The sequence below is a fragment of the Xenophilus sp. genome (assembly GCF_044462705.1).
GTDB classification, from domain to species: domain Bacteria; phylum Pseudomonadota; class Gammaproteobacteria; order Burkholderiales; family Burkholderiaceae_C; genus Xenophilus; species Xenophilus azovorans.
Window position 1 is genome coordinate 38,684 of record NZ_JBIQNC010000006.1, and the last position, 8,945, is coordinate 47,628.

General features: G+C 69.9%; 7 protein-coding genes. 2 read left to right on the plus strand and 5 right to left on the minus strand.

Annotated elements, in window-relative coordinates; all coding sequences use genetic code 11:
• Positions 1 to 12: 12 nt before the first annotated feature.
• The 5 genes from ACIY1X_RS02515 to ACIY1X_RS02535 all read right to left on the minus strand — a co-directional run bounded on the left by ACIY1X_RS02515 (position 13) and on the right by ACIY1X_RS02535 (position 6,336).
• Positions 13 to 975: an acyl-CoA dehydrogenase family protein gene (locus ACIY1X_RS02515; RefSeq protein ID WP_399677749.1), complete on the minus strand. Its 963-nt coding sequence runs from the start codon at positions 973 to 975 to the stop codon at positions 13 to 15.
• On the minus strand, positions 972 to 2,177 hold the full coding sequence (locus tag ACIY1X_RS02520; protein WP_399677750.1) for an acyl-CoA dehydrogenase family protein: 1,206 nt from the start codon (positions 2,175 to 2,177) through the stop codon (positions 972 to 974). The genes ACIY1X_RS02515 and ACIY1X_RS02520 overlap by 4 nt, the downstream gene beginning before the upstream one ends.
• Positions 2,178 to 2,185: 8 nt before the next feature.
• Positions 2,186 to 4,327, minus strand: coding sequence for an acetate--CoA ligase family protein (locus tag ACIY1X_RS02525; protein WP_399677752.1), 2,142 nt, complete (start codon positions 4,325 to 4,327; stop codon positions 2,186 to 2,188).
• 4 nt (positions 4,328 to 4,331) lie between these two features.
• Entirely contained in the window at positions 4,332 to 5,102 is a 771-nt protein-coding gene (locus ACIY1X_RS02530; protein WP_399677753.1) for an enoyl-CoA hydratase/isomerase family protein, read from the minus strand.
• A gap of 277 nt (positions 5,103 to 5,379) precedes the next feature.
• Positions 5,380 to 6,336, minus strand: coding sequence for a LysR family transcriptional regulator (locus tag ACIY1X_RS02535; protein ID WP_399677754.1), 957 nt, complete (start codon positions 6,334 to 6,336; stop codon positions 5,380 to 5,382).
• Between the two features lie 260 nt (positions 6,337 to 6,596).
• Here ACIY1X_RS02535 and ACIY1X_RS02540 point away from each other — a divergent pair, with 260 nt between their 5' ends.
• Positions 6,597 to 7,583 (plus strand): Bug family tripartite tricarboxylate transporter substrate binding protein, encoded by a 987-nt coding sequence (locus tag ACIY1X_RS02540; protein ID WP_399677756.1) that lies wholly within the window; start codon positions 6,597 to 6,599, stop codon positions 7,581 to 7,583.
• Between the two features lie 208 nt (positions 7,584 to 7,791).
• Positions 7,792 to 8,859, plus strand: a complete 1,068-nt coding sequence (locus tag ACIY1X_RS02545; protein WP_399677758.1) for an LLM class flavin-dependent oxidoreductase — start codon at positions 7,792 to 7,794, stop codon at positions 8,857 to 8,859.
• Positions 8,860 to 8,945 lie beyond the last annotated feature (86 nt).

Genomic DNA, 8,945 nt, shown 5'->3' on the forward strand with positions numbered 1-8,945 from the left:
CGGTTCCTTGGCTCACACGGATTGGATGAAGTCCCGGCCGGCCTGGCGGGCGAGGGCGCCCGCGCCGAAGGCGGCGTCGAACTTGCGCACTTCGCGCAGGGCGTGGTGCAGTGGCACTTCCCAGGTGAAGCCCATGCCGCCGTGCAGGTGGATGGACTTCTCGAGCACGAAGGCCGCGCTGTCCAGGGCCTGGGACAGCACCGCCCGGGTGCCGCGCTCGCCGCCGAACTCGTCGGCGCGCAGCACGCGCCGGATGCCGGCGCCGGCGGCCTCCTGCAGCAGCCGCATCTTCGCCAGGTGGTGGCGCACCGCCTGCTTGGCCGACAGCGGGCGGCCGAACTGCACGCGGGTGGCCATGTAGCCCGCCGTGGTGGCGAGCGCGCCTTCGGCGGCGCCGTGGACCCAGCCGGCGACGAGGATCTGCAGGTCGCGCTGCAGCGCGGCGAAGGCGGCGGCGTCGAGTTCGGCGAGCACCTTGGCGCCTTCCAGCATCAGGAAGCATTGCGGATGTTCCGGGTCCAGCGCCTCGTCGATCTCGGTCTCGACGCTGGACAGGTCGAGCAGGGCGCCGCCGCCCCGGCCGTCGGCCACCAGCACCCAGTCGCAGTGCTGCGCGTGGCGCGCATGCCCCGCGAAGCCGTCCTGCAGGCTGCCCTGCAGCGCCCAGGTGGCGGCGCGCTCGCCGCTGCACAGCTCGGCGGCCAGCGGCGACGTGCCCAGCGCCTTGGCGATCAGCAGGGTTTCGAGCAGCGGCCACTGCAGGCGCAGCCGGCCGGCCTCGGTGACGATGGGCAGCGCGAATTCGATGCCCAGCGCCAGGCCGCCGGCCTCCTCGGCCGCGCACACGCCGCACAGGCCCGCGGCGGCCAGCACCCGGCCCGTCTCGCGGAAGCCGCGGGTCTGTGCGTCGGCGATGGCCTCGGCCGCCGCCTGGGCGAACTCATCGGGCTGAAGGTCGTTGTCTTGCATGCTCATGCCAGGTCCTTCGGCAGATCCATGATGCGCTGGGCGATGATGTCCAGCTGCACTTCGGTGGTGCCCGCGTAGATGGTCTCGGCGCGGGCGTAGAGGTAGGCGTTGGCGAAGGCCTTGCGCGCGCGGCGGGCCTGCGGGCTGGAGCGCGGCGTGACCTGCGACACCAGCGACAGCGCCAGCCCCATGAAGGCCTGGTGGCACTCGGACCAGAAGAGCTTGGTCAGCGAGCCGCGCGCGCCGATCCTGGCGCCGGCGGTCATCCGGTCCACCGTGTGCTCGACCAGGCCCTTGAGGGCGTCGATCTGGCCGAGCACCTCGCCGATGCGGCGCTGGTGGTGGCCGTCGTCCAGCAGCTTCGCCAGCGCCGGGTCCGACTTGCAGGCGGCGACGAGGTGGCGCAGTTCGGCTTCGAAGCGCCAGGCGCGGTACATGCGGTTGGTCGCGCGCTCGATCGACAGCACGCGGATGGCGGCGTTCCAGCCCTCGTCGGGCGCGCCGAGGCGCGCGCTGTCGGGCACCACCACGTTGTCGAAGAAGACCTCGGCGAAGGACTCCTTGCCGTCGATCGACTTGATCGGCACCACGCGGATGCCGGGCGTGTCCATGGGCACGGCGAACATCAGCAGGCCGCGGTGCTTGTCGGCCACCGTGCCGGTGCGCGTCAGCAGCAGGCAGTAGTGGGCCTTGGCCGCGCCGCTGGTCCAGATCTTCTGGCCGTTGATGCGCCACGTGTCGCCTTCGGGCACGGCCTTGGTCCGCAGGCGGGCCAGGTCGGAGCCGGCGTCGGGCTCGGAGAAGCCCTGGCACCAGTAATCCTGCATGGCCAGGATGCGCGGCAGGAACTGCTGCTTCTGTTCCTCCGTGCCGACGGTCTGGATGATGGGGCCGGCCAGCTCCTTGCCGATGGAGCTCACGCTCTCGGGCATGAGCAGGGCGCCCACCTCCTTGTTCACGATCAGGTGCTCGCGCAGCGTCAGGCCCATGCCGCCGTAGGCGGTGGGCCAGGTCATGCCCGCCAGGCCGGCCTCGTACATCGAGGCTTCCCACGCGCGGCATTCGTCCAGCGTGGGGGCGCGATAGTCGAGGCTGTCCGCGCGCATGTGCTCGGGCAGGTGGGAGCGCAGCCACTGGCGCGCGTACTGGCGATAGGCGGCCGGGCCTTCGGCCGCCGCCGCCAGGGCCGGATGCTTTTCCGTGTGCATGGGGTCTCTCAGGGTGCGGGGGTGTTGCGCGGGGTGGGGACCATCAGGGCGTCCAGGACCAGGACGCCTTCGCCCTCGGGCCGGACCAGGATGGGGTTCATGTCGATCTCGGCCACGTCGGCGGCGTGGCGGCAGGCGAATTCCGACAGCCGCGCCACCGTGCGCGCGGCGGCGGCCACGTCGGCCTTGGGCCGGCCGCGCGCGCCGTCGAGCAGCGGGAACATGCGCAGGCCGCGGATCATGTGCAGTGCCTCCTCCTCGGACACCGGCGCGACCTGCACCGCCACGTCCTTGAGGATCTCGGCGTAGATGCCGCCGAAGCCGACCATGACCACCGGGCCGAAGACCGGGTCGCGCGAGACGCCGGCGATCAGCTCCACGCCGCCGCGCACCATCGGCGCCACCAGCACGCCGTCCAGGCGCGCGGCGGGCGCACGGGTGCGGGCGTTGTCCATGAGGCGGCCGTAGGCCTGCCGCACGGCCTCGTCGTCGGCCAGGTCCAGCGCGACGCCGCCGATCTCGGTCTTGTGGGCGATGTCCTCGGAGGCGATCTTCAGCACCACCGGGTAGCCGGTGGCCCGCGCGCTGCGCACGGCTTCGTCGGCGCTGGCAACCACTTCCTCGCGCGGCACGCTGATGCCCGCCGTGGCCAACGCCTTCTTGGCATGGAACTCGTTGCGGAACACGGCTGGATCGACCGCGTCGACCGGGCCGCTGTAGGCCGCGGCTGGGGGCAGGGCGGCCAGTTGGCCCAGCCGTACCAGCCCGGCCATGCCGGTGGCGGCCGCCGGGATGCTGGGGAACACCGGGATGCCCAGCGCGTTGATCTCGGCCACCGCGTCGGGCGGGCCCTGGCTGATGATGACCAGCAAGCGGTCGGGGTGGCTGGCGCGGATCTTCGAGAGCGCCTCCAGGTACACGCCGCGCAGCCGCGGGTTGTACAGCGACAGCGCCAGCAGCAGCACCAGCGTGCTGCCGCTCGCGTCGCCCTGCAGCGCGCTCAGCATCTTCAGCAGGATGTCGGGCCGGGCCGACATCTGCGCCGAGGCATCGACCGGGTTGTGGGTGCCGGCGGTCGGCACGGCCTCGCGGATCAGCGCCCGGGTGGCCTCGGCCAGCGGGGGCAGCGTCATGCCGGCCTGCACCATCGCGTCGGCCATCATGATGCCGAAGCCGCCGGAGGCGGCCACCAGCGTCACGCCGTCGGTGGCGGGCAGGCGTTCGGGGCCGAGCAGGGCGGCGGCATGGCCCACGTCGAGCAGTTCCTCGAAGGAGCGCACGCGCAGCACGCCGTGGCGGCGGAACACCGCGTCGAACACCGCGTCGGAGCCGGTCAGCGCGCCGGTGTGCGAGGCGGCGGCGGCCTGGCCCTGCTCGGTGGCGCCGATCTTCAGCACGATCACCGGCTTGTTCCGCGCGCGCGCCATCTCCAGCGCCGCGGCGAGCCGGCCGGCGTGGCGGCAGGTCTCCATGCAGCACAGGATGATGCGGGTGGCGTCGTCCTGCGCCAGCGCGGCGATGCCGTCGGCGACGTCCACGTCGGCCTCGTTGCCGGTGGCGATGAAGCGGCTCACGCCCAGGCCGCGGCTGGCCATGTTGCGCATGGTCAGGCTGCCGATGTTGCCGGACTGCGAGACGATGCCCGCCTGGCCGGCCGGCGGCATGCTCTGCTCCAGCGCGATGGAGAAGGAGCCCACCAGACTGTTCGCCACGTTGACCGCGCCCAGGCAGTTCGGGCCCAGCAGGCGCATGCCGTGCTCGCGCGCCACGCGCACCATCCCGGCCTGCAGGGCGGCGCCCTCGGGGCCGGCCTCGGCGAAGCCGGCCGACAGCACGATCACGCCGCGCACGCCGCGCTCGGCGCAGTCGCGCACTGCCTGCAGCGCGGCCGGCGCCGGCACCGCCAGGATGGCGAGCGCGGGCGCCGTCGGCGTGTCGAGGACCGAGGCGTAGCCCGGCAGGCCCTGGATGGTGCCGCCCTTGGGGTTGACCGGGTAGACGGCGCCGGCGTAGCCGTACTTGCGCAGCAGTTGGACCGGGCGGCCGCCGATCTTGGTGACGTCGTCGGAGGCGCCGACGACGGCCACGGCATCGGCCTCGAAGAAGGCGTCGAGGCCGGCGCCGGGGGCTTGCTGGAGCGGGGCGGGCATGGGTTCAGCGCCCCTTGAACACGGGTGCGCGCTTTTCCAGGAAGGCCATGCGCGCCTCGCGGGCGTCCTCGGTCTTCGACAGCGCCACGGTGAACTCCTGTTCGAAGCGGTAGGCGTCGCGCTGCGGCATCAGGTCGACCATGTTGGCGGCGCGCTTGGCGTAGGCGATGGCCAGCGGGGCCTTGGAGGCGATCTCGCGGGCCAGCGCCATGGTCACGGGCAGCAGGTCCTTCTCGGCCACCACGTCCTCGATGACGTTGCGCTTGAGCAGGTCGTGCGCGCTCAGGCGCTGCCCGGTGAAGAACATGCGGCGCAGCGTGGAGCGGCCGAACAGCGTCTTGAGCATGGAGGCGCCGCCGGCCAGGCCGACGTTGATCTCGGGCATGCCCACGGTGGCGTTCTCGGAGGCGTACAGGATGTCGCAGGCCGCCGCCAGGCCGAAGCCCGCGCCCAGGGCCGCGCCGTTGATGGCGGCGATCACCGGCTTGGCGCATTCGCGGATGGCGTTGCCGGTCTCGCGGGTGATGCGGTTGTGCTCCAGGAAGTCGCCGGCGACGTCGGGGTTGGGGCGGTCCTTCAGGTCGGCGCCGGCGCAGAACACGCTGCCGGTGCCGGTCAGCACGGCGCAGCGGACGTCCTCGCGCTCGGAGATGGCGTCGAAGGTGGCCACCAGTTGGCGCCGCATCTCCCGGTTCAGTGCATTGACCGGCTTGCGGTCCAGCGTGACCAGGCCGACGCCGTCGGCCACTTCCAAACGAACCCACTCATCACTCATACGCACCTCCAGGCAAAAGAAGGCCAGCCTGCCGCGGCGCAGGGCTGGTCGGGGAACACGTGTTCGACAAACGGAGCGCGGCCCGCCGGCTCCGGGCGGGCGCATGGATTTGCGCGGCTTTGTCTCGGTGTCGATTTCCGGCGGATTATAGAAATCGGGCTGGAATTGATTTCCAACCAATCCGCGGGAGTGTCCTGCAGAAAATGCAGGAATCGGGGAAATTCAATTGAATTGAATTGCGGGAATTCAATTCAATTGACGCGGCAGGCGCGCCGAATTAACCGGCGGGCTGCGGGTCCAGCCCGGCCGTGCGGCCATGCGCGACGAAGCGCAGCTCGCGCCCGGCCACGTGCTCGGCCACGAAATCCAGGAACAGGCGGATCTTGGCGGGGATGATGGGCGTGTCGAGGATGGTGGCGTACATCCCCTCGTCGAAGCCCTTGTTGCTGATGCGATGGTCGTCCAGCACCCGGACCAGGCGGCCCAGGCGGATGTCGTTGTGCACGGTGTAGTCGTCCAGCAGCGCCAGGCCTTCGCCCAGGCGCGCCAGTTCCAGCAGGGCGATGCCGCTGTTGCTGACGTGGCGGGGCTGGAAGACGATCTCGTTGACCGCGTCCTGCTGCTTGAACAGCCACGTGTAGCGATCGCCCGGCAACTGGTAGGCGAGGCACTCGTGCGCCAGGATGTCCTCCGGCACGCGCGGCGCGAGCCGGTCGGCCAGGTAGGAGGGAGCGGCCACCAGGTAGCGCTCGCTCTGGAACAGCATCCGCCGCTTGACGCCGGCCTCCACCGGCGGCGAGATGCGGAAGTCGATGTCGAACTGGTCGCGCCGCAGGTCCACCGGCGCCTCGGTCAGCGTGAGCTGGATGTGGATGGCCGGGTACAGCTTGCGGAACGACGCCACCAGCGGGGGCAGCACCCCCAGCCCGAACATCACCCGGGAGTGCACCCGCAACTGCCCCTGCGGCGCGCTGCTGATGGCGGTGACGTTGGCCTGCAGCTCCTTGATGCGCCACAGGATGTCTTCCAGCTGGCGGGCGTATTCCTGCCCCGACTCGGTCAGCGTCACCTGGCGCGTGGAGCGCAGCAGGAGCTTGACCTTCATCTGGTCCTCGATCTCCGTGATCATGCGCGACACCCCGGTGGCCGAGATGCCGAAGCGGCGCGCCGTCTCGGAGAAATTCCGGGTCTGGGAGATCGAGAGGAAGAGCTCCATCGCCCGCAGCTTATCCATACATCCTCCAGTTCTCGCAGTTCTGATCTGCAGTTTCTGCAGTAACCGTTTCCGGTTGGCTCCCTAGAATTCGGCAGACCGCGCGGACGCCGTTTTCAGGGGCAGCGAATTGAATTGAAATCCGCGCAGGGAATTCCATCATTTTTTCTTGCGGCAGGCCACCGGGCATCCGGTTTCCGGAAATCCGCATTGTAAAAGAAATGGAATTGAAAAAAGCATTTGATGGCCTCGATTCTTATACAGCCCCCTCAGGAGACCGCATGAGCCACACCCCCCTCCAACGACGCACCGTCCTGCTGGGCGGCATGCTGCTGGGCGCCGGCGCCCGTGCCTTCGCCAGCGAGGACGCCTGGCCGGGCCGGCCCATCCGCCTGGTGGTCGCCGGCTCGGCCGGCGCGGGCGGCGACATCTTCGCCCGCCTCATCGCCGACCCGCTCTCGCGCGTGCTCAAGCAGCCCATCGTGGTGGACCCGAAGCCGGGCGCCAACGGCCTGATCGCCTGCGACACCGTGGCCAAGGCGGCGGGCGACGGCTACACGCTGCTGTTCGCGCCGTCGTCCTCCATCCTCATCAACCCGGTGATCCATCCGAAGCTGCCCTACGACGCGGAGAAGGACCTGGTGCCCATCACGCAGGTCGGCGCGGCGGGCATCCTGCTGGTCGCCAACCCCGGCACGGGCTTCAGGAACCTGGCGGACATGGTGGCCTACGCCAAGGCCAACCCGGGCAAGCTCGCCTACGGCTCGTGGGGCACCGGCTCGTCCGGCCACCTCGCGATGGAAGGCATCAAGGCGCACTACGGGTTGGACATGCCGCACGCGCCCTACAAGACGCTGGTCACCGAGGTGAGCGACATCATGGCCAACAACATCAGCGTCGGCTTCACCGACATCGCGTCGCCCATCCCGCACATGCGCGCCGGCCGGCTGGTGGGGCTGGGGCAGACGGGCTCGCAGCGCTGGCCCGCCACGCAGGACCTGCCCACGCTGGCGGAGCAGGGCTACAAGTTCGAGGCCGACGGCTGGTACGGCGTGTTCGCGCCGGCGGGCACGCCCGCTGCGGTCATCGACCGGCTCAACGCGGAGATCAACCGCCTGCAGAAGACCGACGAGGTCCGCCAGCGGATCGAAGGGCAGAACATGGTGGTGCCGCCGAGCCGCTCCGCGAAGGAGTTCGCGGCCTCCATCCAGAGGGATGCCGCCATCTGGCAGGGGCTGGCGAGGATGACGGAACTGAAGGACAAGTAGGCGCGCCGCGCACGCAGCGCATGCCATGGAGAACCGGGCCCGCGAGCCCGGTTTTGTCGTTGGAGGAGCGCCCCTTGCGGCAGCTTCGCCGCGGCTGGCTCCTGCACTTTCTGCAGGACTGAACCACGCACCTTCCGTATTCTCGATCGCAGGGCCCGCCGGGAGAATTTCCCTCATCGCATTCATCCCCCTTTGACGCGGAGAGACCATGGAATTCGGCGTATTCATCCTGGCGCAGCAGCGCGGCTATCACCAGAGCTCGCAACAGGTCATCCAGAACTCGATCGAGCAGACGGTGGTGGCCGAGCAGGCCGGCTTCGACACCGCCTGGTACGCCGAGCACCACTTCAACAACTATTCGCTCTCGCCCTCGCCGCTGATGATGGTGGCGCACATGGCGGCCAAGACCCAGCGCATCCGCCTGGGCACGGCCGTGTGCATCCTGCCGCTGTACCACCCGGCGCGCTTCCTGGCCGAGGTGGGCTTCGTCGACACCGTGTCCAACGGCCGGCTGGAGCTGGGCATCGGCTCGGGCTACCAGGAGTTCGAGTTCGAGCGCTTCGGCGTGAAGATCGAGGAGTCGGGCGCCATCTACAACGAGTTCCTGGACATCATCCCCAAGGGCCTGACGCAGAAGATCGTGGAGTACGAGGGCAAGTACCTCAAGCTGCCGCCCAGCTCCATCGCCGTGCGCCCGGTGCAGGGCCCCATGCCGCCGCTGTGGATCACCTCCGGCAACCCGGTCACCCTGGGGCGCGGCGTGCGCGAGGGGCACAACCTGTTCGTGACGGCGCTGCTCAACGGCAACGACGCCATCGCCGCCCTGCGCGAGCGGCTGGACAAGGTGGCGCAGGACAACGGCGCCAGCCTCGACGAGGACGTGAAGTTCGGCTTCCTGCGCTGCGCCTTCGCCTCCGACAACCAGGCCGAGATCGATGCCTACCTGGACAACGCGCGCTTCCAGCGCCGCATCTCCGAGAGCCTGAAGTTCCGCCGCGCCCAGTCCGACGACGGCTATATGGTCAAGGAAGTGCCGTCGCCCACCGACCCGAGCTTCGAGCAGCTGCGCAAGAACCTGCCGGTGGGCCCGGTCAACCAGGTGATCGACAAGATGCTGGAGGAGATCAGCATCCTGCGCCCGAAGCACATCGCGCTGCAGACGCAGCTGGGCGACTTCGACCAGAAGACCATGCTGCGCCAGATCGAGCTGTGGGGCGAGCGGATCATCCCGGCCATCCGCAAGGAGGTCGACTCGATGAACGCGGTGTCGGTCTGAGCGGGCCCAATTCGCTGCGCACGTCCATGAACAGTCCCGCCCCCTTCGCCGATGACGCCCTGCGCGGCAGGGTGGCCGTGGTCACC

What these genes read in the sequence shown, in the direction of transcription:
- ACIY1X_RS02515 (WP_399677749.1), bottom strand. Translation starts at nt 975, where the DNA reads ATGAGCATGCAAGACAACGACCTTCAGCCCGATGAGTTCGCCCAGGCG.
- ACIY1X_RS02520 (WP_399677750.1), bottom strand. Translation starts at nt 2,177, where the DNA reads ATGCACACGGAAAAGCATCCGGCCCTGGCGGCGGCGGCCGAAGGCCCG.
- ACIY1X_RS02525 (WP_399677752.1), bottom strand. Translation starts at nt 4,327, where the DNA reads ATGCCCGCCCCGCTCCAGCAAGCCCCCGGCGCCGGCCTCGACGCCTTC.
- ACIY1X_RS02530 (WP_399677753.1), bottom strand. Translation starts at nt 5,102, where the DNA reads ATGAGTGATGAGTGGGTTCGTTTGGAAGTGGCCGACGGCGTCGGCCTG.
- ACIY1X_RS02535 (WP_399677754.1), bottom strand. Translation starts at nt 6,336, where the DNA reads ATGGATAAGCTGCGGGCGATGGAGCTCTTCCTCTCGATCTCCCAGACC.
- ACIY1X_RS02540 (WP_399677756.1), top strand. Translation starts at nt 6,597, where the DNA reads ATGAGCCACACCCCCCTCCAACGACGCACCGTCCTGCTGGGCGGCATG.
- ACIY1X_RS02545 (WP_399677758.1), top strand. Translation starts at nt 7,792, where the DNA reads ATGGAATTCGGCGTATTCATCCTGGCGCAGCAGCGCGGCTATCACCAG.